Genomic DNA, 21240 nt, shown 5'->3' with positions numbered 1-21240 from the left:
AACAACTCTGTGGTGTGGTTAAGACTTGTTAATTCGCGTCGGTGCCTTTGATGCCGAAGAGCAGCTTCTCTGTCTTGGCGTCTTCGACCTTGCGGATCAGTTTTTCTGCTTCCTGGTTGTCGCGCAGCGTCTTGGTAACATTCACCGTCGTCTGCACCAGCATCAGAATACCCATGGTGAGATAGCCTTTGCCCCAAAGGTCGAGCGGCATCAGGTAAATGCCGAGCGCCAGCATGAGTGCTGCGACGCCGAAGCTCAAATAAGAAAAGCTGATCCAGGCCGGGGAATGTTTCTGGAAACCTTCATTCATGATCGTGTTCCTTTGATTGAGTTGAAGACGTTCAGGTGCCGGGGTTCATTCGCAATTTGAGACGGGCAAGCACGTCGTCGACGGACCGACGTAAGGGCGTGCCGCAACCAGCGTCCGCCAGCCTGTCGATGATCGTGGCCGGATCGACCGCGCCGTCCATGCCGGCCAGGGCCGCTGCGGTCAGGTCGACTTGCTGCTGGCGACGACGCAGGCGTTCCAGGGTTTCCTCGGCGTCGCGCAAGGTCGCGAGACCTTCGGGCATGGCGTGGCTGAGGCGCTGGGTGCTTTCGGTGGCCCGCACCAGCCGTTCACCGCGCTTGAGTTCGCGCAACCGCATTTCGGAAGCGAGGACGACGGCCTGCAGCTTGGAAATCTCAGCGGCGAACTGCGCCTGCGCTTTCACGGAGGTTTCGCACTCCGTTTCGATCAGCGCGATGGCTTCCGCGGCATCGCGTGCCAGGGCGTGCTTGCCCTGTTCGAGCGCCGCAATGGTGCGCTCTTCCAGGTCTTTCAGCCTTGCGACGAGGGCGCGGTGCTGTGCCTCTTCCTGCTGGTTCTGGGCAATCGCCATGGCGACGGCATGTCTTGCAGTCTGGATGGCGTCGGCGGCCTCGCGGATCTGTTGGGCCAGAAGCGGCAGGGCGTGACGATCGACGAACTGCTGTTCGGCTTCGAAAGCCTGGCCACGCATGAGGGTCAGAATCTGTTTGAACATTTTCCTGTCTCCGTTTATGAACGATGTTCACGAAATGGTTTTGACAGAAATACGAACGATGTTCAAGATTTATTCTGAACATCGTTCACAAATGCAGAAGATTGGTTAATGACAGGAAAACGGGAATTGAAGCGGGAGGATCTGCGCACGCGCCTGATCGAGGCGGCGCGCAACCGGATCGCTGCCGATGGGCTGGCGTCGCTACGTGCCCGTGACGTCACGCAGGATGCGCAATGCGCGCTCGGCGGGCTCTATACGGTGTTTGCCGATCTCGACGAACTGGTGGTCCACGTCAATTCGCTGACGCTTGCGGCATTGGAGCAGTCTCTGGCGATTTCCGCTGTAAAGGACAGTCCGCCGACCGACCGGCTGCGCAATCTCGCCCGAAAATATCTCGATTTCGCCATCGCGCATCGCAATCTCTGGAAAGCTTTGTTCGAGCATCGTCTTCCCGATGACGGGACGCCGCCGCAATGGCATCTCGAGCAACATCTGCATCTCATGGATCTGATTGCGGAGCCGCTGCACGAGTTGCAGCCGGGTCTGAGCGACGAAGCGCGGTCGATTCGTGCGCGCACCCTGTTCGGCGCCGTGCATGGTGTGATCAACATCAGTCTCGAAGGTCGTTTTGTCGGCTTGCCGCCGACGCGGCTGGCCCAGGAGGTCGATGACTTCGTGACGACCTTTGCTGCCGGCGCGTCAAAGAATTCCGATCGGTAAAGAGTATCGATCAGAGCGCGGGTGCTTTTATGAGATGCAGAAAGCCCGGCAGTGCGGCTTTCGGATTGGCATGAGGTTTGGGGAGCGGTGGCAGTTTGGTCGATCGCTTCGTCGAGAAGCTTCTTGGAGACTTTGCGAGCGGAGGGGGATTGCCTCGATGGCGCTCCGCTCGTAACGGGAATTCGACGGTAGTCTCAGGCTGATCGTCGTCGGTGTGTTGCTCTCGGCTCGGCTTAGCCTAGGCGGGTGATGACGGTGTTTTCTGCGCTGGCGGAGGTGGCACTGCCGGTGAAGGCCAGGGCACCAGTCGAGATCGTCAACAGAGCGACGATAGCGAAAGCGATGATTTCCTTGGCTGCGACGATGTCTTTCATCGAACTGTTTCCTAGTGGACCGTTGATAAAATGACGGCCCTTGCAGCGATCATATTCAGCAAATACTAATCTTGCCTTTCCAACCTGTTCCCTGGGTGACCAAGAGGTTCGCGATTTTGCCGACATGCTTAATGAGCCGGCAAAAATCACCTTTTGCCGGAGTGCCATGCCGGATTTATCGCGTCTTGACGGGTTGACTTTGTCGCCCGGGCCGTCCAGCCAGTGCGCAGACACTGAGCCGGAAAAAACGATGACATTCTCGCAGAAATCCTATGCCGCATTGCTGTTCGACATGGACGGCACGCTCTTGAGCTCCATCGCCGCCGCCGAGCGCGTCTGGAGCGCCTGGGCAAAGCGCCACGGCATCGATGTCGAGCGCTTCCTGCCGACCATCCATGGCGTCCGAGCAGCCGACACCATCCGCCGGCAGAACCTGCCGGATATCGATCTCGACGCGGAGGTCAAATGGGTCGAACGTGGAGAATTGGAGGACGTGGATGGCGTCGTGGCGATCGATGGCGTCGTCGCATTCCTGAAGTCGCTGCCGCGCGATCGCTGGGCGGTGGTGACCTCGGCGACACTCGAGCTCGCCATGCGAAGAATGAATGCGGCCGGCATTCCGGCGCCGGATGTGATGGTCACGGCGGAAGATGTGACGCGCGGCAAACCCAATCCGGACGGGTTTCTCGCAGCCGCCTCAAGGCTTGGCGTCTCGGCGGCCGACTGCCTTGTCTTCGAGGATGCACCGGCCGGGATTGCCGCGGCGGAGGCGGCGGGCGCCGATGTCATGGTGATCACCGCCACCCATCAGCATGCGGCGGAGACGCCACATCGTAGCGTCTCTCACTATGTGAAACTCGTCGCGCGGGCCGAAGCGGACGGCCGCCTGACGGTGATCATGCAAGAAACATGACCTGCTCGGACCGCCCGTTTTTCGACGCGGCCTTGTCGTCGAGGCAGCCGAAGGCTGCCAGGGTATCGTGGACGGCCTTGTCGATCGGCGTGTGCGGCTCTTCGCCCAGTTCGGCGACGAGCTTGGCATTGTCCATCCGGATCGGCTGTTTCCAGAGATAGCGCATCTCCCAGACTTCACGGAAAAAGGCGATGATGAGCGCCAGCGCCGGGACCGCGAACCAGGGGAAAGACCGGATCCTGACCTTGTGGCCAATCGCCTTTTCGATGGCGCCGATCATCTGCCGGCCGTCATGATCCCAGACGCCGTCCATATGATAGGCAGCGTAGTTGTCGAGCGCGCTGCCGCGCTCGATGAGCCGCGCCATGGTCTCGGCGACATCAGGCAGATAGGCCCACTGATGGCCGATACCTGACTTGCCGGGATACATCACAGACTTGACCGGTTTGCCGGCCGTGACCAGACCCTGCGAGAACCAATTGTTGGCCGCACCCGGCCCGAAGAAGTCGCCAGCGCGGACGATGATCACGGGAATGCCGCTTTCGGCGGCGCGTTTCAGCCGCGCTTCCATTTCCGTCCGGATCGCACCCTTCCTGGTCTGCGGATGTTCCGGGCTTTCCTCGGAGAGGATCGGGAAAGCATCCGGCCCGAAATTGTAAACATTGCCCGGCAGCACGATGCGGGCGCCGGTCGCCTGCGCCGCGGCGATGGTGTTGTCGATCATCGGCAGAACCAGCTCACCCCAGCGGACATAGCCGGGCGGGTTGACGGCATGGACGATCACGTCGACGCCCCGGGCGGCGGCCAGCACGTCTGCCGCGACCATGGCGTCGCCCTGCCGCCAGTCATAGGCCGGCTCCTTGGCCTGCTGGGCTGCGGCATCGCGGTGAAGCGCCCGGATCGTCCAGCCGCGGCCGGCGAGGGTCTTGGCGACGGCGCCGCCGATGCCGCCGGTGGCGCCGAGGACCAGGGCGATCCTGGAAGAGTTTTGAGCAGTCATTGTCGTTCTCCGTGGTTGGTGAGATGACAATGACTGCGAAAGGCGATAAACAAAATTGTCGAAATCCGTTGAATGGCTATACGGAAATTTATGGCTGAACCGAGCTGGGATTTTTACCGGACCTTATTGGCCGTGCTGGAGCACGGTTCCCTTTCGGCCGCGGCGCGCGAGCTCGGCCTGACCCAGCCGACGGTCGGCCGACATATCGAGGGCCTGGAGCAGGCGCTCGACCGGCAGCTCTTCACCCGCTCGCCGCAAGGCCTGCTGCCGACAGAGGCTGCGGTGGCGCTGAAGCCTTTTGCCGAGATACTCTCCTCGACCACGGCCGCACTGCTGCGCACGGCCGCCGACGATGCCGGCCGCGTCAGCGGCACGGTCAGGATCAGCGCCAGCGAGGTGATCGGGGTCGAGGTGCTGCCGCCGATCCTGGCGCGTCTGCAGGATGACTATCCCGATCTGCAGATCGAGCTTTCGACCACCGACCTGGTAGAGGACATCCTCAATCGCGAAGCGGATATCGCGGTGCGCATGGCCGAACCATCGCAGGAGGCGCTGGTGGTGCGCCGCATCGGCCAACTGCCGCTCGGCCTGTTTGCCCATCGCCGCTATCTCGATCGCCATGGCACGCCTGAAAATTTCGATCAGGCGCATGGCCACCGCCTGATCGGCTTCGATCGCCAGCAAGCCTATATCCGCGCCATGGCCAAGCGCTATCCGATGCTGGATGACATACGCTTTACCTTCCGGACGGACAGCAACCTGGCGCAGCTGGCAGCCATCCGTAGCGGCGGCGGTATCGGCCTCTGCCAGGTAGGACTGGTTGAGGACGATCCCGACATGGTGCGGCTGCTGCCGGATTTCGAAATGTCGCTCGGAACCTGGGTGGCGATGCACGAGGACATGCGGACGTCACCACGCTGCCGGGTTACCTTCGATGCATTGGTGGAGGGGCTGCTCGCCCATCTCCGGCGGGCGACAGGCCAGCCGCCGGACCATGCGCGGCAGAAAGGCTAGGTCATGCCGCTTTTCCGCTTCGGTGGCAGGATCCTGCTTTTCGTGCATATCCCGAAGACCGGGGGCACGAGCGTCGAGGCCATGCTCAAGACCTGCGGTGGCGTCGAGGCGTTGCGCCATAGTGCCCTGATCCCGGACCTGCCGTGTACGCCGCAGCATTTCCATGCCGCGATCCTGACGAAACTCGTTCCGCCGGCGCTTTACGATTTCGGCTTCACCATCGTCCGCAATCCGTACGACCGGCTGGCCAGCGAATATAAGATGCGGGTTCTGGAGCGGGAGAAGGCCATCAGTTTCGACGCCTGGGTCGAGCGCATGTTTGCCCGCTACGCCCGCGATCCATTCGTCCGCGACAATCACATCCGGCCGCAAAGTGAATTCCTGTTCGACGGGCTCGAATTGTTCCGCTTCGAAGACGGCGCAGTCCAGCGAATTCGCGATCGGCTGGATAGATTGGGTCTGGTGAATGCGGCGGATGTTCCCTGGGAGCGCCGAAGCGCTACGCAGTCGATTTCGATGTCGCCCGAAACGGCGCATCGGATTGCCATCTTCTATGCCGTCGACTTCGAACGGCTTGGCTATGACATCGGCGATTTCGGGCCGTCGCTGCAAAAGGAGTAGCGCCGTATGACCTGCTATTCGACGCCGGAAAACTTCATCACCAGAATGCCGGACACAATCAGCAGGCCAGCGGCGAGCCGCATCGGCGTCGCTGCTTCACCGAGCACCGCGATACCGACGACGAAGGCGCCGACGGCGCCGATGCCGGTCCAGATCGTATAGGCTGTGCCGAGTGGCAGGCTCCGCATCGAAATCGACAGGAGCACGACGCTTGCGATCATGGTGACGACTGTGATTGCGCTCGGTACAAGCAGCGTGAACCCGGCCGATTTCTTCATGAAGAAGGCCCAGACGACTTCCAGCAGGCCTGCGCAAACGAGAATGATCCAAGCCACGGCTTGATCTCCTTTAGGCCGGGCCGTCCCGGGAATGTGGGGAAGCGAAAGGTCGTCCTCTCGCCGTTCGAAATAGGAATTCCGCCAAGGTTTTCAAGATGGTCGGTCATGGCGCCGGAAGGGCTGGCCGTCTTGAGCTTGGCCGGCTGCTGCCCTAAGATCGCCTGGCAACCGGGAGAATTTCATGCGCAATGTCACAGTCGCCGCCACCCAGATGTCGTGCAGTTGGGATGTCGCGGACAATCTCGCCAAGGCCGAGCGGCTGGTGCGGGAGGCGGCGGCGCGCGGCGCCAATATCGTGCTGATCCAGGAACTGTTCGCCACGCCCTATTTCTGCCAGGACCAGATCGCCGATTTTTTCGATATGGCAAAACCGTTCGACGGCAATCCGATCATCGCCCGCTTTGCCAAACTCGCTGCCGAACTCGGCGTGGTGCTTCCGGTCAGCTATTTCGAGCAGGCCGGCAAGGCTTATTTCAATTCCGTGGCGATCGTCGATGCCGACGGCATGGTGCTTGGCAATTATCGCAAGAGCCACATCCCGGACGGACCGGGCTATACGGAAAAATTCTATTTCTCGCCCGGCGATACCGGCTTCAAGACCTGGAAGACGCGGTTTGCCACGATCGGCGTCGGCATCTGCTGGGACCAGTGGTTTCCGGAAGCGGCGCGTGCCATGGCGCTCAAGGGTGCGGAAATCCTCTTCTATCCGACGGCGATCGGCTCGGAACCGCTCGATCCGGAGATCGATTCCCGTGACCACTGGCAGCGGGTGATGCAGGGCCATGCCGGCGCCAATATGGTGCCGCTCATCGCCTCCAACCGCATCGGCATCGAGCCGGGAAAACGCAATACCGAGATCACCTTCTACGGATCCTCCTTCATCGCCGATCCGACCGGCGCAAAGGTTGCCGAGGCGGACCGGGCGAGCGAAACAGTGCTGACGGCGACTTTCGATCTCGATGCGGTCGAACGCAAGCGGCGCGGCTGGGGCCTTTTCCGCGACCGGCGGCCGGAACTTTATCAACCGCTGACGGCCTTCAGCGGCTGAAGCGAATGGACGCAATCGACATCGACACCTGTTCCGACCCGCCAGGCAAGAGGTGTGTCGTCTCGACGCAGCTGCAGGCGGCCGATGCCGGCGGGGGTCGGGCAGGATCACAGTGCCGCTGAAGCCATGGCTCCGGCGATCAGACGCGAAAGCTGTGAGCCGCGCGCGAGCAGGAACGTGCGCAGCCGTTCCGGATAGTCTGCGGCAACTGCGGTCGCGACGGCTGGCCGCCTGGCCAGACCCTTGCGCCACTCCGCCAATTTCGGCTGACCGTCCGCAAGATAGATGTCGGCCAGCGTTTCGAAGGCATCGAGATAGCGAAATACCGGACCAAAGGCTGCATCGACGAGGCCGAACTGGTCACCGGCAAACCAAGGCCCGACGACCTCACGCTCGATGTGGCGAAATCGCTTCGCTATTGCTTGGCGTTTCGCGTCGAACGCAGCCTGATCGGCGGCCGAATAAAATCCGGCTATATCGGCAAGAACGGCTGATGCGAATTCGACCCAGGCGCGCGTCCGAGCGCGTGCGATCGGATCCGCGGGCATGAGCGCCGGGCCTTCGCCCGTCTCGTCGAGATATTCCGCTATGGCGGCGCTCTCGAACAGCGGATGCTCGCATCCATCGCGATCAACGACCAGGAGCAGCGGAGTCTTGCCGGTCGGCGACAGCGCCAGAAACCAGTCGGGCTTGGCGGCGAGATCAATCGCCTGACGATCGAGCACCACGCCCTTCTCCGCAGCAACGATCGCCGCGCGCTGAACATAGGGGCAGAGGTGGTGGCTCACCAGCAATGGCAGTCGGGACATCTTCTTCTCCTTTCAATCCGGATTGTCCGTATATTGATGCAATTGCATCGAGATGTCAATGTTGATGTAATTGCATTGATCTGTTATCCTGCGCCTATGTCAAAACCGTCAGATGTCACGATCCTCGCCTGGACCCGCCTGGTCCGCGCCCACGCGGTTGCCATGGGCAGTGTGCAGACGGCGCTGAAGGCCGCGGATCTCCCGCCGCTCGAATGGTATGATGTCTTGTTGGAGTTGGAGCGCGGCAGGCCCATGCGTCCGCGCGATCTGCAAGCGAAACTGCTGCTCGCGCAGTATAATCTATCGCGCCTGCTTGATCGCATGAGAGAGACAGGCCTCGTCGCCAGCATGCCCTGTGAAGACGACAAACGCGGGCAACTGCTTGAGATCACCGACGAAGGGCGCGCTTTGCGCCGACAGATGTGGCCAGTCTATGCTGCGGCCGTGGAACGGTCCGTGGGCCTGAAACTGAGCGACGGCGAGGCGACAGTCTTGGCCGATCTGCTGGCTCGTCTTACGGTGGCTGAAATGCCGCACCTGCTTTCAAAGGTGTAGCGCGTTCTGCAAACACGTTGCGCGCTATAGCCGCAGCCGATAGACGAGGATGTCTATCGGGGGATTTTTGATGAGAATTTTGAACGTGGTCGCCATTGCGGCCCTGTCTCTGAGCCTTGCCGGCTGCGTCGTCAGCGAACAGCAGTTCGTCAAGTATAGGGAAATTGCCAGAACGAGGCCGGATGTTCGCGCCAAGGTGATGGCAAAGTGCATCAACGACATGAACCGGTATCAGGGCGATCGGCGCGAGGCCATGGCGGCGATGTTCGACATGAACGCTGCTACCTTGCCGCAAAGCTTTTGCCGTCGCATGGAGCGAGCCTATCTCAGCGGTCGCCTGACCTATCAGGACTATAGAGACGCCGCAGCGGGCAAGCCGACGGCACGGCTTGTCAGGATCGTGCGAGGCAAATGATATCCTTTCCGGCTCAACCCGCTATCGCGGCAGCATCGGCGACCACCGTGCTGCCGAGATAAAGGGCGAAGCAACACAGCGCCACGGCCGACAACGCCGGGATAAAACTGCTGCCGCGCAGCCGGCCGGTCGCCAGCAGATGGCCGGCGCCGATCCAGGCCCAGCCGCAGACGATCACCAGCCCGGCGAACAGCGCCTGCTTGACGGCCCAGTCGGAGACGGTCTGGATCGGGGTGAAAATGGCGAAGGCGAAGACCAGGCTTTTCGGGTTGAAGAGTGTGACGAAGAAGATCGCTTTCGGCGTGATCAGCGTGCCGGAATCGGCTGCCGCCAATTTGCGCCGATGCCAGAGCCGGTAAGCGAGCAGCAGGATGATGGCGATCGCGATCGATTTCAGGGTGACGGCGCCAAGCGAGCGCCAATTGCCCAAAACCGCCTCGAGCAGGAGCAGCAGCGACACCGCGATACTATAGGCCGTGACTTCGGCAAGCTGCATCGGCAGCATGCGCCGCAGCGGCTGGGTGGCGCCGGCCGTCATGATCAGCGTGTTGGTCGGCCCCGGCATCAGCAGCAGGAGCAGGACGCCGCTCAGAAGTCCCGCATAATGTCCGAAGTCCATGGCCCTCTTTCCCTTCAGTCGCACCGATCACTTTGCCGCATTTGCAGCGCTTGCACAAAATGAAGCATCCCGCAAGGTTACCGGATTTGACCGCGATCAAGCCGTTGTCGGATTTCCGTGCATTTTTGGTTGATGGAGGCCTGCGCCTGCTTGGCCGGCTTGCATTTCCGCTTTTGCAAACCCGCCGTTTGGTATAGGCCAGATCTAATTCAGAAAAATGTGGAGGGGGCCCATGGCATCGGTTTCTGAGGCGGCCAGGTCAGTCGCTGGTCCGGCCAATACACGGTCGCGCGTCATCCTGGCGAGCCTGATCGGCACGACCATCGAATTCTATGATTTCTACGTCTATGCGACGGCGGCAGTGCTGGTTTTCCCGCATCTGTTCTTTCCGAAGGGCAATGAGACGACGGCCCTGCTCGCCTCCTTCGCCGTGTTCGGCGCGGCCATGGTGGCGCGGCCGCTTGGCGCCATCTTCTTCGGCCATCTCGGCGACCGCCACGGACGCAAGGCGACGCTGGTCGGCGCGCTGCTGACCATGGGCATCGCCACGTTCCTGATCGGCACGCTGCCGACCTATCCGAGTGTCGGCTGGTTCGCGCCGCTGCTGCTGGTCATCCTGCGCATCGCCCAGGGCTTTGCGCTCGGTGGCGAATGGAGCGGGGCGGCGCTGGTGGCGACGGAGAATGCGCCCAAGGGAAAACGCGCCATATACGGCACGTTTCCGCAGCTAGGCGCGCCGATCGGCTTCATCATCGCCAATGGTCTCTTCCTCATCATTGCGGCCATATTGCCATCCGACAATCCGGCTCTGCCGTCTGCCGCCTTCCTCTCCTGGGGCTGGCGCGTGCCCTTCCTGTTCTCCGCCGTCATGGTGGTGATCGGTCTCTGGGTGCGCCTGAGTCTGGTTGAAAGCACTGCCTTCGAGAAGACGGTGCGCACCGGCCAGGTCAGGAAGGTGCCGTTCACCGCGGTGTTCTCCACCCATACGACGGAGGTCATCCTCGGCACGTTCTACATGCTGGCGACCTATGTTCTCTTCTACCTGATGACGACGTTCTCGCTGGCCTATGGTCGCGCGCCAGTCAACCCGCCAGCGGTGCAGCGGCCGGCGGTGCCGGCAATGCCGGGCCTCGGCTACGACTATACGACCTTCGTGCTGATGATGATCATCGGCGTGGTGTTCTTCGGCATCTTCACCTATGTCTCCGGCCCCTGGGCCGAGAAATGGGGGCGCCGCAAGACGCTGATCTATGTCACGCTCGGCATCATCCTTTTCGGCCTCCTCTGGGTGCCCTTGCTGAAACTCGGCACGTTCGGCGTCATGGCCTGGCTGATCATCGGCTTTTCGCTGATGGGCATTACCTTCGGGCCGATGGGCGCGCTGCTGCCGGAACTCTTCCCGTCCAATGTCCGCTATACGGGCTCGGGCATTTCCTACAATGTCTCGTCGATCCTCGGTGCCGCGGTGGCGCCATTCATCGCCATTGCGCTGTGGAAGATGGGCGGGGGCAGCCCGTTCTGGGTCGGCGTCTATCTCTCCGCCATGGCGGTGCTGACGCTGATCGCGCTCTTGCTCGGCAAGGAGACCAGGCACGTCGACATCGAGGCGTGATATCGCTCAAGGCGGCGTGCTCGCATGCCGCCTTGCCGTCCGGAGCAAGCTTCTGTAGAGAGGGCGCAATGACGGACGCGAAAAGGCAATCGGGAACATGAGCGCGCGCACGATCACCATTCTCGGTTCCACCGGCTCGATCGGCTGCAGCACGCTCGACGTGCTCTCCCAGCTCAAGGGCGACGACCGGATCGAGGTCGCGGCACTCACCGGCAACGGCAATATCGCACTGCTGGCCGCCCAGGCGCGCGTGTCGGGAGCCCGTCTCGTGGTCACCGCCGACGACGGCCGCTATTATGATCTCAAGGATGCTTTGAGCGATACCGATATCGCGGTTGCTGCCGGCAGGAACGGCCTGGTCGAGGCGGCCGAGATGCAGTCCGACTGGGTCATGGCGGCAATCGTCGGCACGGCAGGGCTGGCGCCGACGCTGGCCGCGACGAAGCGCGGTGCCGACATTGCGCTCGCCAACAAGGAATGCCTGGTCTCCGCCGGCGATCTTTTCCTAAAAGCCGTGCAGGCCGGTGGCGGCAAGCTGATCCCGGTCGACAGCGAACACAATGCGATTTTCCAGGTGCTCGAGGAAAACCAGCGGCATGCACTGGAGCGGATCGTGCTCACCGCTTCCGGCGGGCCGTTCCGCACCTGGAGCCGTGAGCAGATGGCCAACGTTACGGCGGCGGCGGCACGTGCCCATCCCAACTGGTCGATGGGCCTGAAGATCTCGATCGATTCCGCCTCGATGTTCAACAAGGCGCTGGAGATGATCGAGGCGAAGCATCTGTTTTCGGTCGCGCCGGAGCAGATCGAGGTGATCGTGCATCCGCAATCGGTCATCCACTCCATGGTCGGCTATACCGATGGCTCGGTGCTGGCTCAGCTCGGCTGCCCGGACATGCGCACAGCCATTGGCTATGCGCTCAGCCATCCCCGCCGGCCGAACCTCGCCGTCGAACGGCTCGATTTCGCCAAGCTGGCGCGGCTCGATTTCGAGGCGCCGGACGAAGCGCGTTTCCCGGCCATGCGGCTCGCCCGCGTGGCGATGCGCCGCGGTGGCGTGCAGGGTGCCGTACTGAATGCCGCCAAGGAGGTGGCGCTGGAGGCTTTCATCGAGGGTCGGACCGGCTTTCTCGATATGGCCGAGATCACCGAAAGCGTGATGGAGGCGATGGCGTCGGTGGCAGCGGCTGCCTCCATGCAGGATGTGTTTGCAGCGGATGCCGAGGCGCGGCGGTTGGCGGGCGAGATCGTCGAGAGGACGGCTGCGGCGGCGTGAGGCCATCGTGCTGCTACCGCCATCAAACCCCGTACACCGCCTCCGTAATCCTCGCCGGATACTCTCCCATGCAGCCCTCCAGCGCATTGTTGGTGACCGACAGCACGCTCAGCGCATTTTCCCTGTCGATGAACCAGTTGAGGCCATAGACGCCGCCCCAGCAAATGGTGCCTCTTGATTGCGGTGTGCCAGCCGCCGCCGGGTCCTCGACCACGGCGCCGAAATAGCCGAACTTCACACCGGGTTCGTCGCGATTGACCGCGCCGATCTGGTTGGTGAAAGCCATGTCCACCGTCTCCGGCTTGAGGATGCTCCGGCCGCCGAGCCGCAGGGCTTCGAGGAAGGTCATGATCTCGCCGGCCGTGCCCGCCATGCCGGCGCCGCCGGATTGATAGGCCTTTGGATTGAAGATGCGCGACGGCGAGAAGGCAATCGTCCAGCCATCGCCGTCTGCCGACGTCCAGGGATCGGGCATGCGGATCGGGATCGGAATGGCGTCGGCATAGGGCACCGCCAGCCGCTCGGGATCGGTGACGTGGAAGCGGGTGTCGGCGAGGCCGAGCGGGGCGCAGACGTGGTGAACCACGGCCTCTTCCAGAGTGCCGCCATGGAGCTTGGCAATGATGGCGCCCAGCACGTCGATCGATGGCCCGTAAGCCCATTGGTTGCCGGGCCGGAAGGGCAGGGGCACGGCATTCAAGCGGCTGAAATTCGCCTCGAAATCGAGGTCGGTGTCAGAAAGGCCGAGACTGACCGCCATTTCCGGCGGCAGTCGTTCGAGCGCCGGATTGTAGGTCAGGCCGGATGTGTGGGTGAGGAGATTATGGACGGTGATATCAGGCACTTCGCCGGTTTCGAGGCGTGGATGAAACCATGGTAAGTGACTGGCTGCCGTGTCCGAAAGGCTAAGCAGACCGCGTTCGACCATGGCGAGCGCGGTCGCTACGACCAGCGGCTTGGTCACCGAGGCGAGCCGGAAGATGCTGTCGAAGCCGACAGGTTTGCAAGCCTCGCGGTCGGCAAAGCCGGCGGCGCGGCGAAAGACGGGTTCGCCGTCGCGATAAACGAGGACCACGGTGCCTGTAACGCGGTTCGCCGCGAGCGCATGATCGATGAGTTGATTGATGCGGTATTCCATGCTTGCCCCACAAACAAAATGCGGATCATCTCAAGACGATCCGCACTCGGAAGGCAAGCCGGCCTCAGAGCCTTTCACCAGCCATGAAAGGCTCTTTTCGTCAGGCGACGGCGCGAGCCAGCGCGCATTGCGACCACAGTGAATGGAGCGCGTTGACGAGGTGTTCTATATCCGCGTCTGAATGATAGGGGGCCGGCGTGATGCGCAGCCGCTCGGTCTTCTTCGGCACTGTCGGATAATTGATCGGCTGGACATAGACGCCGAAATTGTCGAGCAGCAGGTCGGAGATCCATTTGCACTTGGCCGCGTCCTTGACCATGACCGGCACGATATGGCTCGGATTGACGAGGTGCGGAATGCCGGCAGCATCGAGCGAAGCGCGCAGCCTGCGAACTCGGTCCTGATGTCGGGCGCGCTCGAACGGGCTTGCCTTGAGATGCTGGATCGAGGCCAGCGCGCCGGCAGCGATCGCCGGCGGCAGCGAGGTGGTGAAGATGAAGCCGGAAGCGAACGAGCGGATGAAGTCGCAGAGTGCCGCCGAGCCGGTAATATAGCCACCCATGACGCCGAAAGCCTTGCCGAGCGTGCCTTCGATGACGGTAAGCCGATGCATCTGGCCGTCGCGCTCGGCAATGCCGCCGCCGCGCGGGCCGTACAGACCGACGGCGTGGACTTCGTCGAGATAGGTCATTGCACCGAATTGATCGGCGATGTCGCAGATCGCCTTGATCGGGGCGATGTCGCCATCCATCGAATAGACCGATTCGAAGGCGATGATCTTCGGTGCCCTGGGATCAGCGGCAGCGAGTTTTTCCGCGAGGTCGTTGAGATCATTGTGCTTGAAGATCACGCGCTCGCATTTCGAATGGCGGATGCCTTCGATCATCGAAGCGTGGTTGCCGGCGTCCGAGAACACGATTGTTCCCGGAATCTTCGAACAGAGGGTCGAAAGCGTGGTCCAGTTGGACATATAGCCGGAATTGAACAGCAGGGCCGCTTCCTTGCCGTGCAGGTCGGCAAGCTCGCGTTCGAGCAGAACGTGATAGTGATTCGTGCCGGATATGTTGCGGGTGCCGCCGGCGCCGGCGCCGCAGGCATCGATCGCCTCTTTCATGGCCGCGATCACTTTGGGATGCTGGCCCATGCCGAGATAGTCATTGGAGCACCAGACGGTCACTTCCTGCTGGCCGTTCTCGGTGTGGCGCACTGCCTTGGGAAATTGCCCTGCCTTGCGTTCGAGATCGGCAAAGACACGATAGCGGCCTTCCTTATGCAGGCCGTCGAGCGCGTCCTTGAAAAATGCTTCGAATTCCATCTCAGTCTCCAAAATTCACCGACTGTTTTGTTTGGAATCATTCCAACGGTCAACCCCTGCCCGATGAATTCATCCTCTTCCGCGGCGTAACAACGCATCAATATGCGGTGAAGCCCATACTATGTCTGGAATACATAAGGCTGCGCCGCTTTGACCGACATCAAGACGGCGCAATGAACATGGCTATTCGGGGGGGTAGGGGCCAGACATCGGCGCCTGTCGCCCGGCCAATCATGCGGGGCTCGGGTTTACGTTTCCTTAAGGTTAATGAAATATTTGTCTATTGCCTCGAAACAATTTCACATTCTGACCTTTTTTGCTCACTAGCGCTCGCGTCTGGGCTTCGGCGACTTGAGAGATCGGGGCAGAAGGGACTTATCCTGAGCCGTCCGGTGGGCGGCATTCAGACGGAGGCATTCTATATGTATAAGGCAATTGCAGTTCTTCTCGCGGCTTTGACGGTCGCGGGCTGCACGCAGACGGAACAGGGTGCCGCAGTGGGCGCCACTTCGGGCGCGATCATCGGCGGTCTGCTTGGCAACAACGTCCGCAGCGCCGCACTCGGGGCCGCCATCGGCGGCGTGCTCGGCGCGGTGACAGCCCAGCCGGGCCAGTGCTACTACCGCGACCGTTGGGGCCGGAAATATATCGACGATTGCCCGCCCGGCTGGCGTGCCCGCACCCGGGTCGTCGTCCGCTACTGAGCGACGCTCGAACGGAATAAAATACGAAGGGGCTCGATTCGCGTGCGAATCGAGCCCCTTGTGCTTTTGGGCGCTTGAAAAGTTTAAAAGGGGCTTTGCCGCCGTCGCCCAGGAAGTGCGCGCGCTTGCCCAGGTGCAGGATATCGGCCGCAATGGTCGAATCGACCCGCGAACAGGCCGCCGGTTTAAAGGAAATTAACGAAGCTGTTATAACTATGGACCGAGGCACACAGCAGAATGCCGCCATGGTGGAAGAATCGACCGCCGCGAGCCATAATCTGGCGACCGAGGTCGACGCGCTCAACCGGTTGCTCGCAACGTCCAGGACCGGCGAGCCACTGAAAGCTGCACCCGCCCCAGTGCGACAGGACGCCAAGCCGGCCGCGGTACCCGCCCGGCCGAAGCCGCAGAAACCCGTACGGGCACTTGCCAGCCATGGCAATGCCGCAATCGCTCACACAGCTGAGAGCTGGGAGGAGTTTTAGGAATGGCCAACGCGAATTCGACCGCGATTTTCGAAACCGATACGCTTGAAATCATCGCGTTCCGCCTGCACGACCAGGAATTCTGCGTCAAGACGACGACGATCCGCGAAATCCGCGGCTGGGCGCCGTCGACGCCGATCCCACATGCACCGAAAGATGTCGTCGGCGTCATGAACCTGCGCGGCACGGTCATCCCGATCATCGATCTTGCCTATAAGCTCGGCATGCCGTCGACGGCCGCCAACGAGCGCTCGGCCATCGTCGTCACCGAGGTTCGCAGCATGATCATCGGCATGCTGGTCGACCGCGTTTCGGATATCCTGACGATCAAGAGTTCGGAAGTCCAGCCGGCGCCCGAAATCACCACCTCGTTCGACAAGGCTTACACGGACGGCATCATCGCTCGCGACAACGGCATGATCTGCTTCCTCAACCTCGCCAAGATGTTCCACGACCAGGAAGCCATCGCGGCCTGATCGACATAGCAGCCTGTTTCAAAATCCCTCGCGGGATCGTCTGCGGGGGATTTTGCGTTTCAGTACCCTGGTGGCCGGCGTTTGTGCCATTGGACTTCGGTTTCCATCTGCTGGGCCAGGCGTAGCAGGGTCGATTCGTCGCCATGGCGGCCGACGATCTGCATGCCGACGGGAATATTCTCCTCAGTCACCGCCATCGGCAGCGACATGGCCGGCAGGCCGGAGACATTGAAGGCGAACATGTAGCCGGCGTCCTGCCAGCGATCGAGATAGTCTTCGAGATCGGTCGCTTCCATCGACCAGTAGCCGAGCGGCCGCGGCAATTGCGTCAGCGTCGGCGTCAGGAAGATGTCATAGGGCGCGAGGTCGGCGGCGATCCGCATCGTGGCAAGCCGGTTGGCGGCGATCGCCTTAGACAGGCCGATTGCAGAAAGCGCCCTGCCGCGTTCGACAATGGCGCGGTTGATTAGCGCGTATTCCTCGAGCGCGATGTCACGACCGGCCATGGACGGGAATTGTTCATATTCGGCGGCCAACTCGCCGGCGACGACGATGTTATAGTCATCCCAGACCGGCTTGAGCTCGATGCCGAGATCATGCTCCTCGACGATATGTCCGAGGTTTTCGAGGAGGCGCAAGCTCGACAGCAGCGTATCGGCTACCTCCGGCGCGAGGGACGCACCCCAGGCGGGTTTCAGCGTATAGCCGATTCGCAGCCGACCGGGGCCGCCGGCGATCTGGCTGAGCCATGCGGCGGCGGGCCTGGCTGCATCATAGGGATCGCCCGGCAGGCCACCGGCGGTGGCGTCGAGATAGGCCGCTGCGTCGCGCACCGTCCGCGTGATGCAGAAGGTCAGCGCGCCGCCATGGAGAGCATCAGCGACCTGCGGGCCGAGCGTGATCCGGCCGCGTGACGGTTTCAGGCCGACCAGGCCGCAACAGGACGACGGCACGCGGATCGAGCCGCCGCCATCCGAACCCTCCGCGAGCGGAACGAGCCGTGCCGCCACGGCGGAAGCGGCGCCGCCGCTCGATCCGCCCGGCGTGATCGCCTCGTTCCAGGGATTCTTCGTCGGGCCATACATTTTCGGCTCCGAACCGATGCACCAGCCGCCCTCGGGCGTGTTGGTGCGGCCGAGCAGCAGGAAGCCGGCCGCTTTGATGCGACGCGAGAGCTCGCTGTCTTCCGGGCAGCGATAGTCACGCAGGAAAGGAAAACCGGCCGTCAGCGGGGTATCCTTCCACAGCGAGCCGATATTCTTGAGCAGGAAGGGCACGCCGGAGAATGGTCCCGCAGGCGGATTGACTGCCGCCTGACGCGCCATGTCGAAGGTTCGAATGACGACAGCATTGAGTTTCGGGTCGTGTTCTTCGATCAGCGCGATCGCCGTCTCGACCATCTCCGCCGGCGAAACCTTTCGCGACTTGACCAGTGCGGCCAGGTCGAGCGCGTCACTCCCGGTATAGAGTGCTTTCAGATCGGCGGTCACCATCATCATTCCTCCCATGCGATTGCCTTGGATCGGAGGATCATGGCAACGGCCCACCGGAAATGCAAAGGGCCGCGTCTTAGCGACGCGGCCCTTTATCCGATAGTATAGGGGGTCCGTTACTCAGCCGGTTCGGCCGGCACTTCCGCCGGGGTCTCCGAGGCGGCCTCGGCCTTGTCGGCWGCGGCGCGCGGCGTGCGGCGTGGGCGGCCGGCGGCACGGCGCCGCGCGGGCGTTGCGGCGGCTGCTTCCTGCGTCGAGGTTTCGGCCTCGATCTGCACTTCGGCGGGGGTGCCTTCGATCACCGGCTGCGGCGTCGATTCGTCGATCACAACCACACGCGGCTGTTCCATGCGCGGCTGCTCGACGACAATGGGCTGCGGCTGCGCTTCGGCGGCCTGGACGACCTCGCGCGGCTGACGCTCCTCACGCGGCTGGCGCGGCTGCTGATTGTCACGTGGCGGGCGCGGTTCGCGCGGCGGGCGCTGCTCATGCTGCTGTTGGGGCGGGCGCTCATGCTGAGGCTGACGTTCGTGCTGCTGCGGCCGCTCGTTTTGCTGCGGACGGTCCGACTGACGCTGCTGATCGCGCTCGCGGGACTGCTGCATCTGCGGCTGCGGCTGCTCGATATGCGGCTGCCCCATATCGGCGCCCGACGAATCGTTGCCCTGACCGTCCGTATCGTCCTCGTCGCGATCGCTGTAATCCTGCCGGTCGTTTTGCTGGTACCGTTCCTGGTACATGGCCTGGGCGGCGGCGATGATGCGGTTGTAGTGCTCGGCATGCTGAAGATAGTTCTCGGCCATGACGCGGTCGCCGGAGCTGGAAGCATCGCGGGCCAGCGCCATGTATTTCTCGGCGATCGTCTGCGCGGTGCCGCGAATCTTCACGTCCGGACCAGAACTGTCATAGGTCCGCGTCAGCGGATTCTGGCCCTTCCGGTTCATATTGTTGTTGTTATTGTTATGGTTGTTGCCACCGCCGCTGCTGCCGTTGTTACTACGGCCGCGGCTGCGCTGCTTCTGTTGACCAGGCCTCATCAATCCACTCACCTATATGTAGATGTTCATTTTGCGTTTGCCCGCATTCGCTCATTCCAATGCACAGACTTCGCCTGAGCGCCGCTGGACGCCGCTGATCCCGGAATAATCTCCAAAAATCCAGAGTCCCGCACCGAACCTGAAAAAACCGGCAATTTGCTGAGGTAACCCAAACCGGCGATCCCTCTTCCACTTGAAGATTCATGGGATGGCCGCCCGGTGCTTGATCGGGAACCTAGACCGCTTTTTTGGTAATTCCAAGCCCTTTCTTCCGGCAGAGCTCCAAAAAAGCAGGTTTTTCCGCCGTCATTTCAACTATCCCGTCCGGAAAACCTGCGCTCGGTCATTGCCGCCATAGTCCTTCCACGCTTTTGTCAGGACAAAACCGCGATTCTGGAAAATCTCCTCGACGGAACGGCGCTGGTCAAACCCGGTTTCTACCGCAACCAGCGCATTTTCCTTGAGAAACGGTTTCGCTGCGGAAGCGATCGCACGATAGGCATCAAGCCCGTCTTCGCCGCCATCCAATGCGAGAAGCGGATCGAAATCACGCACCTCGCGATCGAGCGATGGAATAACCTTGCCCGCAATGTAGGGGGGGTTGGAGACAATTACATCATAGGTGCCGAAAATATTTTCGAACCAGTCACTTTGCCGCACCTCGAAACGGTCGGCGAGGCCGTTGAGTGCAGCGTTTTCCTTAGCTGTGGCCAGTGCAGCCGGCGAAAGATCGACGCCGGTGCCGCGGGCATGGGGCAATTGCGACAGGAGCGCCAGCACGATAGCGCCCGTGCCGGTGCCGAGATCGATGATGGACAGCGGCTCGGCCTCGCGGCCTTTCAGCGCATCCAGCACGGCGTCGACCAGAATCTCGGTGTCGGGACGCGGTTCGAGCGTGTCCTTGCTCAGCTTGAATTCCAGCCCGTAGAAGGACCGCCTGCCGAGAATGCGATAGGGCGGCTCACCACTTACACGGCGGCCGACGGCCTCATGGATGCGGGTCTCGTCCTGCAAAGCAAGATGTTCATCACCCCTGGTGATGAAATCGACGCGCTCCAGGTCCAGCAATCCACCGACAATGATGCGCGCCTCCGCTGCCGGATCCTCTATCCCCGCCACCGCGAAGCGGTTGCGGATATGCGCCATCATCTCGTCGAGCGTCGTCATGCGTCCGAGCCGAGCCGGGCGAGTTCGGCTGCCTGATAGTCTGCGATCAGGGCGTCGACGACGTCGTCGAGCTCGCCTGCGATGATCCGGTCGAGCGAATAGAGGGTGAGGTTGATGCGGTGGTCGGTCAGCCGTCCCTGCGGGAAATTATAGGTGCGGATGCGCTCCGACCGGTCGCCGGAGCCGACCTGCGATTTGCGGTCGGCCGAACGGGCGCTGTCGGCGCGCTGGCGTTCCATGTCGTAGAGCCGTGAGCGCAGCACCGCCATGGCCTTGGCGCGGTTCTGATGCTGCGACTTTTCCGAACTGGTGACGACGATGCCGGTCGGCAGATGGGTGATGCGCACGGCCGAATCGGTGGTGTTCACGTGCTGGCCGCCGGCGCCGGAGGAGCGCATGGTGTCGATGCGGATATCCTCGGCGCGGACCTCGATATCGATATCCTCGGCCTCTGGAAGCACGGCGACGGTGGCGGCGGAGGTGTGGATACGGCCCTGCGATTCGGTCTCCGGCACGCGCTGGACGCGGTGCACGCCGGATTCGAATTTCAGCTTGGAGAACACGCCGCGGCCGGAAATCTCGGCGATAATTTCCTTGTAGCCACCGGCTTCGCCCTCGCTTTCGGAGAGGATTTCGACCTTCCAACCATGGGTGGAGGCATAGCGCTCATACATGCGGAACAGGTCGCCGGCAAACAAAGCCGCTTCGTTGCCGCCGGTGCCGGCGCGGATTTCGAGGATCGCGCTGCGTTCGTCGGCGGCATCCTTGGGCAGCAGCGCGATCAGCAGGTCCTTTTCAAGCGCTTCGATGCGCTCCTGCACGTCAGGCAGTTCCATTTCGGCGAGGTCGCGCATGTCCTTGTCGGTGGAGGAATCATTGAGCATGGTCCTGAGGCCGGCCAGCTCGTCGACGGCGCCGGTATAGGCGCCGATCTTGGCGACCACCGGCTGCAGTTCGGCATATTCGGCGGCCAGCTTGACATAGACATCCGCCGCCGGGCCTTCGCCCATGCGCGCCTCGACCTCCGCAAAACGGCGTTCGAGTTCCTTCATCTTGTCGACGGGTAAAGTGGCCAAGGGAAATCCA

At 62.1% G+C, this 21240-nt stretch carries 25 protein-coding genes; 12 read left to right on the top strand and 13 right to left on the bottom strand.

Translation table 11 applies throughout. The features are described 5' to 3' along the window. Nucleotides 1–28: 28 nt before the first annotated feature. Together AC1D06_RS07785 and AC1D06_RS07780 are read right to left on the bottom strand one after the other, a co-directional pair. On the bottom strand, nucleotides 29–310 hold the full coding sequence (locus AC1D06_RS07785) for a YiaA/YiaB family inner membrane protein (RefSeq protein WP_477882017.1): 282 nt from the start codon (nucleotides 308–310) through the stop codon (nucleotides 29–31). A 31-nt stretch (nucleotides 311–341) separates the two neighbouring features. Next, nucleotides 342–1025, bottom strand: a complete 684-nt coding sequence (locus tag AC1D06_RS07780) for a PspA/IM30 family protein (RefSeq protein WP_477985805.1) — start codon at nucleotides 1023–1025, stop codon at nucleotides 342–344. 108 nt (nucleotides 1026–1133) lie between these two features. Between AC1D06_RS07780 and AC1D06_RS07775 the strand changes: the two genes are divergently transcribed. Then, on the top strand, nucleotides 1134–1745 hold the full coding sequence (locus AC1D06_RS07775) for a TetR/AcrR family transcriptional regulator (protein WP_477882015.1): 612 nt from the start codon (nucleotides 1134–1136) through the stop codon (nucleotides 1743–1745). 233 nt (nucleotides 1746–1978) lie between these two features. Here AC1D06_RS07775 and AC1D06_RS07770 read toward each other — a convergent pair whose 3' ends face one another. Then, nucleotides 1979–2119 (bottom strand): hypothetical protein, encoded by a 141-nt coding sequence (locus AC1D06_RS07770; protein WP_477882014.1) that lies wholly within the window; start codon nucleotides 2117–2119, stop codon nucleotides 1979–1981. A 250-nt stretch (nucleotides 2120–2369) separates the two neighbouring features. Here AC1D06_RS07770 and AC1D06_RS07765 point away from each other — a divergent pair, with 250 nt between their 5' ends. Beyond that, nucleotides 2370–3032, top strand: a complete 663-nt coding sequence (locus tag AC1D06_RS07765) for an HAD-IA family hydrolase (protein ID WP_477985804.1) — start codon at nucleotides 2370–2372, stop codon at nucleotides 3030–3032. On the opposite strand, the gene AC1D06_RS07760 is transcribed toward AC1D06_RS07765, so the two are convergent. Next, the gene (locus AC1D06_RS07760) at nucleotides 3016–4032 is read right to left on the bottom strand and encodes an NAD-dependent epimerase/dehydratase family protein (protein ID WP_477985803.1); all 1017 of its coding nucleotides are present in this window, start codon (nucleotides 4030–4032) and stop codon (nucleotides 3016–3018) included. The genes AC1D06_RS07765 and AC1D06_RS07760 overlap by 17 nt on opposite strands. 90 nt (nucleotides 4033–4122) lie before the next feature. On the opposite strand from AC1D06_RS07760, the gene AC1D06_RS07755 reads away from it, so the two are divergent. Both AC1D06_RS07755 and AC1D06_RS07750 read left to right on the top strand, forming a co-directional pair. Continuing rightward, nucleotides 4123–5046 carry a LysR family transcriptional regulator gene (locus AC1D06_RS07755; protein WP_477985802.1) on the top strand — a complete coding sequence of 308 codons (924 nt, stop codon included), beginning with the start codon at nucleotides 4123–4125 and terminating at the stop codon, nucleotides 5044–5046. 3 nt (nucleotides 5047–5049) lie between these two features. Beyond that, nucleotides 5050–5667 carry a sulfotransferase family 2 domain-containing protein gene (locus AC1D06_RS07750; RefSeq protein ID WP_477985801.1) on the top strand — a complete coding sequence of 206 codons (618 nt, stop codon included), beginning with the start codon at nucleotides 5050–5052 and terminating at the stop codon, nucleotides 5665–5667. A 14-nt stretch (nucleotides 5668–5681) separates the two neighbouring features. On the opposite strand, the gene AC1D06_RS07745 is transcribed toward AC1D06_RS07750, so the two are convergent. Continuing rightward, nucleotides 5682–6002 (bottom strand): DMT family transporter, encoded by a 321-nt coding sequence (locus AC1D06_RS07745; protein ID WP_477985800.1) that lies wholly within the window; start codon nucleotides 6000–6002, stop codon nucleotides 5682–5684. A gap of 184 nt (nucleotides 6003–6186) precedes the next feature. Between AC1D06_RS07745 and aguB the strand changes: the two genes are divergently transcribed. Beyond that, entirely contained in the window at nucleotides 6187–7053 is an 867-nt protein-coding gene (gene aguB, locus AC1D06_RS07740; protein ID WP_477985799.1) for an N-carbamoylputrescine amidase, read from the top strand. 107 nt (nucleotides 7054–7160) lie between these two features. Here the strand turns inward: aguB and AC1D06_RS07735 are convergent, their stop codons facing one another. After that, nucleotides 7161–7862, bottom strand: a complete 702-nt coding sequence (locus AC1D06_RS07735; RefSeq protein ID WP_477985798.1) for a glutathione S-transferase family protein — start codon at nucleotides 7860–7862, stop codon at nucleotides 7161–7163. A 36-nt stretch (nucleotides 7863–7898) separates the two neighbouring features. Between AC1D06_RS07735 and AC1D06_RS07730 the strand changes: the two genes are divergently transcribed. Together AC1D06_RS07730 and AC1D06_RS07725 are read left to right on the top strand one after the other, a co-directional pair. Next, nucleotides 7899–8417 carry a MarR family winged helix-turn-helix transcriptional regulator gene (locus AC1D06_RS07730; RefSeq protein WP_477985797.1) on the top strand — a complete coding sequence of 173 codons (519 nt, stop codon included), beginning with the start codon at nucleotides 7899–7901 and terminating at the stop codon, nucleotides 8415–8417. 70 nt (nucleotides 8418–8487) lie between these two features. Further along, the gene (locus AC1D06_RS07725) at nucleotides 8488–8832 is read left to right on the top strand and encodes a hypothetical protein (RefSeq protein ID WP_477985796.1); all 345 of its coding nucleotides are present in this window, start codon (nucleotides 8488–8490) and stop codon (nucleotides 8830–8832) included. A 13-nt stretch (nucleotides 8833–8845) separates the two neighbouring features. Here the strand turns inward: AC1D06_RS07725 and AC1D06_RS07720 are convergent, their stop codons facing one another. Then, nucleotides 8846–9451, bottom strand: a complete 606-nt coding sequence (locus tag AC1D06_RS07720) for a LysE family translocator (RefSeq protein WP_477985795.1) — start codon at nucleotides 9449–9451, stop codon at nucleotides 8846–8848. 232 nt (nucleotides 9452–9683) lie between these two features. Here AC1D06_RS07720 and AC1D06_RS07715 point away from each other — a divergent pair, with 232 nt between their 5' ends. Then, entirely contained in the window at nucleotides 9684–11063 is a 1380-nt protein-coding gene (locus AC1D06_RS07715) for an MFS transporter (RefSeq protein WP_477985794.1), read from the top strand. Nucleotides 11064–11160: 97 nt separating this feature from the next. After that, a complete protein-coding gene (gene dxr, locus AC1D06_RS07710) occupies nucleotides 11161–12339 on the top strand; it encodes a 1-deoxy-D-xylulose-5-phosphate reductoisomerase (RefSeq protein WP_477985793.1) in 1179 nt (392 codons plus the stop codon). 22 nt (nucleotides 12340–12361) lie between these two features. On the opposite strand, the gene AC1D06_RS07705 is transcribed toward dxr, so the two are convergent. Both AC1D06_RS07705 and hemA read right to left on the bottom strand, forming a co-directional pair. Next, entirely contained in the window at nucleotides 12362–13477 is a 1116-nt protein-coding gene (locus AC1D06_RS07705; RefSeq protein WP_477985792.1) for a serine hydrolase domain-containing protein, read from the bottom strand. Nucleotides 13478–13577: 100 nt separating this feature from the next. After that, nucleotides 13578–14792, bottom strand: a complete 1215-nt coding sequence (hemA, locus tag AC1D06_RS07700) for a 5-aminolevulinate synthase (RefSeq protein ID WP_477881997.1) — start codon at nucleotides 14790–14792, stop codon at nucleotides 13578–13580. A 422-nt stretch (nucleotides 14793–15214) separates the two neighbouring features. On the opposite strand from hemA, the gene AC1D06_RS07695 reads away from it, so the two are divergent. From AC1D06_RS07695 to AC1D06_RS07685, 3 genes are all read left to right on the top strand, one after another. Next, a complete protein-coding gene (locus tag AC1D06_RS07695) occupies nucleotides 15215–15496 on the top strand; it encodes a YMGG-like glycine zipper-containing protein (protein WP_477881995.1) in 282 nt (93 codons plus the stop codon). 215 nt (nucleotides 15497–15711) lie between these two features. Next, nucleotides 15712–15981 carry a hypothetical protein gene (locus AC1D06_RS07690; RefSeq protein ID WP_477985791.1) on the top strand — a complete coding sequence of 90 codons (270 nt, stop codon included), beginning with the start codon at nucleotides 15712–15714 and terminating at the stop codon, nucleotides 15979–15981. 2 nt (nucleotides 15982–15983) lie between these two features. Beyond that, complete coding sequence (locus tag AC1D06_RS07685) at nucleotides 15984–16457, top strand: chemotaxis protein CheW (RefSeq protein WP_477881992.1); 474 nt, start codon at nucleotides 15984–15986, stop codon at nucleotides 16455–16457. Between the two features lie 59 nt (nucleotides 16458–16516). On the opposite strand, the gene AC1D06_RS07680 is transcribed toward AC1D06_RS07685, so the two are convergent. The 4 genes from AC1D06_RS07680 to prfA all read right to left on the bottom strand — a co-directional run bounded on the left by AC1D06_RS07680 (nucleotide 16517) and on the right by prfA (nucleotide 21230). Continuing rightward, the gene (locus tag AC1D06_RS07680; protein ID WP_477985790.1) at nucleotides 16517–17950 is read right to left on the bottom strand and encodes an amidase; all 1434 of its coding nucleotides are present in this window, start codon (nucleotides 17948–17950) and stop codon (nucleotides 16517–16519) included. Between the two features lie 116 nt (nucleotides 17951–18066). Next, nucleotides 18067–18987, bottom strand: coding sequence for a DUF4167 domain-containing protein (locus AC1D06_RS07675; protein ID WP_477881989.1), 921 nt, complete (start codon nucleotides 18985–18987; stop codon nucleotides 18067–18069). A 315-nt stretch (nucleotides 18988–19302) separates the two neighbouring features. Next, nucleotides 19303–20154 carry a peptide chain release factor N(5)-glutamine methyltransferase gene (gene prmC / locus AC1D06_RS07670; protein WP_477985789.1) on the bottom strand — a complete coding sequence of 284 codons (852 nt, stop codon included), beginning with the start codon at nucleotides 20152–20154 and terminating at the stop codon, nucleotides 19303–19305. Next, nucleotides 20151–21230 (bottom strand): peptide chain release factor 1, encoded by a 1080-nt coding sequence (gene prfA, locus AC1D06_RS07665; protein ID WP_477985788.1) that lies wholly within the window; start codon nucleotides 21228–21230, stop codon nucleotides 20151–20153. The genes prmC and prfA overlap by 4 nt, the downstream gene beginning before the upstream one ends. Nucleotides 21231–21240: the final 10 nt, after the last annotated feature.

The sequence above is a fragment of the Rhizobium sp. P2_G2 genome, assembly GCF_056403555.1.
The sequence above is the reverse complement of the archived record's forward strand: the minus strand, read 5'-3'. Positions and strand labels throughout refer to the sequence as shown.

What these genes read in the sequence shown, in the direction of transcription:
- AC1D06_RS07770 (WP_477882014.1), bottom strand. Translation starts at nt 2,119, where the DNA reads ATGAAAGACATCGTCGCAGCCAAGGAAATCATCGCTTTCGCTATCGTC.
- AC1D06_RS07720 (WP_477985795.1), bottom strand. Translation starts at nt 9,451, where the DNA reads ATGGACTTCGGACATTATGCGGGACTTCTGAGCGGCGTCCTGCTCCTG.
- AC1D06_RS07785 (WP_477882017.1), bottom strand. Translation starts at nt 310, where the DNA reads ATGAATGAAGGTTTCCAGAAACATTCCCCGGCCTGGATCAGCTTTTCT.
- aguB (WP_477985799.1), top strand. Translation starts at nt 6,187, where the DNA reads ATGCGCAATGTCACAGTCGCCGCCACCCAGATGTCGTGCAGTTGGGAT.
- dxr (WP_477985793.1), top strand. Translation starts at nt 11,161, where the DNA reads ATGAGCGCGCGCACGATCACCATTCTCGGTTCCACCGGCTCGATCGGC.
- AC1D06_RS07730 (WP_477985797.1), top strand. Translation starts at nt 7,899, where the DNA reads ATGCAATTGCATCGAGATGTCAATGTTGATGTAATTGCATTGATCTGT.
- hemA (WP_477881997.1), bottom strand. Translation starts at nt 14,792, where the DNA reads ATGGAATTCGAAGCATTTTTCAAGGACGCGCTCGACGGCCTGCATAAG.
- AC1D06_RS07760 (WP_477985803.1), bottom strand. Translation starts at nt 4,032, where the DNA reads ATGACTGCTCAAAACTCTTCCAGGATCGCCCTGGTCCTCGGCGCCACC.
- prmC (WP_477985789.1), bottom strand. Translation starts at nt 20,154, where the DNA reads ATGACGACGCTCGACGAGATGATGGCGCATATCCGCAACCGCTTCGCG.
- AC1D06_RS07750 (WP_477985801.1), top strand. Translation starts at nt 5,050, where the DNA reads ATGCCGCTTTTCCGCTTCGGTGGCAGGATCCTGCTTTTCGTGCATATC.
- AC1D06_RS07775 (WP_477882015.1), top strand. Translation starts at nt 1,134, where the DNA reads ATGACAGGAAAACGGGAATTGAAGCGGGAGGATCTGCGCACGCGCCTG.
- AC1D06_RS07680 (WP_477985790.1), bottom strand. Translation starts at nt 17,950, where the DNA reads ATGGTGACCGCCGATCTGAAAGCACTCTATACCGGGAGTGACGCGCTC.
- AC1D06_RS07705 (WP_477985792.1), bottom strand. Translation starts at nt 13,477, where the DNA reads ATGGAATACCGCATCAATCAACTCATCGATCATGCGCTCGCGGCGAAC.
- AC1D06_RS07715 (WP_477985794.1), top strand. Translation starts at nt 9,684, where the DNA reads ATGGCATCGGTTTCTGAGGCGGCCAGGTCAGTCGCTGGTCCGGCCAAT.
- AC1D06_RS07765 (WP_477985804.1), top strand. Translation starts at nt 2,370, where the DNA reads ATGACATTCTCGCAGAAATCCTATGCCGCATTGCTGTTCGACATGGAC.
- AC1D06_RS07755 (WP_477985802.1), top strand. Translation starts at nt 4,123, where the DNA reads ATGGCTGAACCGAGCTGGGATTTTTACCGGACCTTATTGGCCGTGCTG.
- AC1D06_RS07735 (WP_477985798.1), bottom strand. Translation starts at nt 7,862, where the DNA reads ATGTCCCGACTGCCATTGCTGGTGAGCCACCACCTCTGCCCCTATGTT.
- AC1D06_RS07690 (WP_477985791.1), top strand. Translation starts at nt 15,712, where the DNA reads ATGGACCGAGGCACACAGCAGAATGCCGCCATGGTGGAAGAATCGACC.
- AC1D06_RS07685 (WP_477881992.1), top strand. Translation starts at nt 15,984, where the DNA reads ATGGCCAACGCGAATTCGACCGCGATTTTCGAAACCGATACGCTTGAA.
- AC1D06_RS07725 (WP_477985796.1), top strand. Translation starts at nt 8,488, where the DNA reads ATGAGAATTTTGAACGTGGTCGCCATTGCGGCCCTGTCTCTGAGCCTT.
- AC1D06_RS07695 (WP_477881995.1), top strand. Translation starts at nt 15,215, where the DNA reads ATGTATAAGGCAATTGCAGTTCTTCTCGCGGCTTTGACGGTCGCGGGC.
- AC1D06_RS07780 (WP_477985805.1), bottom strand. Translation starts at nt 1,025, where the DNA reads ATGTTCAAACAGATTCTGACCCTCATGCGTGGCCAGGCTTTCGAAGCC.